Origin of the sequence: Kitasatospora sp. NPDC087861, from assembly GCF_044742585.1 — a bacterium.
In the GTDB taxonomy this organism is placed as follows: domain Bacteria; phylum Actinomycetota; class Actinomycetes; order Streptomycetales; family Streptomycetaceae; genus Kitasatospora.
Genome location: NZ_JBIUUS010000101.1, coordinates 1 through 2450, shown reverse-complemented (window position 1 = coordinate 2450; position 2450 = coordinate 1). Strand labels below are relative to the sequence as shown.

Genomic DNA, 2450 nt, shown 5'->3' with positions numbered 1-2450 from the left:
TTGGTGGAGCTGCTCAACCCGGAGCGCTCGACGTCGTACCACCCGCTGTTCCAGGTGATGTTCGCCTGGCAGAACGGCAGCCGGGCCGCGTTCGATCTGCCCGGACTCCGAGTGGCCACCGAGCCTCTGGGCACCAGGACCGCCAAGTTCGACCTCTTCTTCAACCTGGCGGAGAGCGAACGCCCCGACGGACGAGGCGCCTGGGGCGTCGTCGAGTATGCGACCGAGCTGTTCGACCGGGCGACCGTCGAGGCGATCGCCGAGCGCTTCGTCCGCGTGTTGCGCCAGGTCGTCGCCGACCCGCGGCAGCCCGTCGGCGCCGTCCGGCTCCTGGACGAAGTGGAGCAGCGCGCCCTCACTGCGGCGCCCGCGCCGGCCCCGGAGCCGTACGACACGCTGGTCTCCCGCTTCGAGCGCCAGGTCGCGGCCACCCCGGATGCGGTGGCCGTCACCTGCGAGGACGTCTCGCTGACCTACCGGGAGCTGGACGTGCGGGCCAACCGCCTCGCCCGGCTGTTGGTCGAGCGCGGCGCCGGCCCGGAGCGGCTGGTGGCCCTGAGCCTGCCGCGCACCGAGGAACTCGTCGTCGCGGTCCTCGGTGTCCTGAAGTCGGGCGCGGGCTACCTGCCGGTCGACCCGGCCTACCCGGCCGACCGCATCGCCCACATGATCGAGGACGCCCGGCCGGTCCTGACGGTCACCCCCGAGGTGATCGCCGAGTCCGCACGGTACGCACCGGAGAACCCGGGCGTCCCGGTCCGGCCGGCCGACATCGCGTACGTCATCTACACCTCCGGATCCACCGGACGGCCCAAGGGCGTCCTCATCCCGCACCACAACGCCGTGCGGCTGATGGACTCCACCGAGCACTGGTTCGGCTTCGGGCCCGACGACGTGTGGACGCTCTTCCACTCGTACGCCTTCGACTTCTCCGTCTGGGAGCTGTGGGGCCCGCTGCTGTACGGCGGCCGCCTGGTCGTCGTTCCGTACGAGACCAGCCGCACACCCGACCGCTTCCTGCGGCTGCTCGCGGACGAGGGGGTGACGGTGCTCAACCAGACGCCGTCCGCCTTCTACCAGCTGATGGCCGCCGACCGGGAGCAGCCCGACACCGGTGCCCGGCTGGCCCTGCGGCACGTGATCTTCGGTGGGGAGGCGCTGGAACTCGTCCGGCTCGCCGACTGGTACGCGCGGCACGCCGACGACGCACCCCGCCTGGTGAACATGTACGGCATCACCGAGACCACGGTGCACGTCACCCACACCGCCCTGGACGAGCGGACCGCCGCCACCGCCTCCGGTTCCGTCATCGGCGTCCCGATCCCCGACCTGGCCGTGTACGTCCTCGACGACCGGCTCCTTCCGGTGCCCGAGGGTGTCGTCGGAGAGCTGTACGTCGTCGGTGCCGGACTGGCCCGCGGCTACCTCGGCCGCCCCGGGCTCACCGCCGGACGCTTCGTGGCCAACCCCTTCGGCCCGGGCCGGATGTACCGCACCGGCGACACCGGCCGCCGGCTGTCCGACGGGCGGCTGGAGTACGCCGGACGGGCCGACGAGCAGGTCAAGATCCGCGGCTTCCGGATCGAACCGGGCGAGGTGGAGGCCGCCATGGTCGCCCACCCGTCGGTGGCCCAGGGCGCGGTCGTCGCCCGCGAGGCGCACGACGGCGGAAAACAGCTGGTCGGCTACATCGTGCCGGTCACCGACACCGCGGGCGGCAGCGCCGACAGCATCGGCGACGTCGACATCACGGTGAACGCCGGCCTCGACCCGGCCGAGCTGCGCCGGTTCATGGCGACCCGGATACCCGAGTTCATGGTGCCGGCGGCGTTCGTGGTGCTGGAGGCGCTGCCGTTGACGCCGAACGGGAAGCTCGACCGTAAGGCCCTGCCGGAGCCGGAGTTCACCACGGGTGCTTATCGGGCGCCGCGGACCGCGTGGGAGGAGGTGTTGTGCGGGGTGTATGCCGAGGTGTTGGGCCTGGGCCGGGTGGGTGTGGACGACGACTTCTTCGCGGTGGGCGGCGACAGCATCCGGACGATCCAGGTGGTGGCGCGGGCGCGGGTGTTCGGGGTGAGGATCACCCCCCGGCAGGTGTTCGACTGCCGGACGGTGGCCGAGCTGGCCGCCGTCGCGGTGGCCGAAGGCGCCTCGGACGCGGTCGTCCTGGCCGAGTTGGAGGGTGGTGGCACCGGCTGGGTGCCGCTGCCGCCCATCGGCCACTACCTGCTCGAACTCGGCGGCGGCTACGGCAGGTTCGCCCAGACGATGGCCCTCGATCTGCCGGTGGGCATCGACGGGGCGGGTTTGGTGGCGGTGCTGGGTGCGGTGTTCGAGCGGCATGACGTGCTGCGCTCGTGCCTGGTGACGGGTGCGGGTGCGGGCCTGCTGGTCGGTGGGTCGGGTTCGGTGGAGGTGGCGTCGCTGGTGCGCCGGGTGGAGTGCGCGGC

General features: G+C 72.3%; 1 protein-coding gene. It reads left to right on the top strand.

Going from position 1 to position 2450, the window contains the following annotated elements; genetic code table 11:
* Positions 1 to 2450, top strand: a 2450-nt coding sequence (locus ACIOJE_RS41205; RefSeq protein ID WP_400783823.1) for an amino acid adenylation domain-containing protein, incomplete at both ends; no start/stop codon positions are given.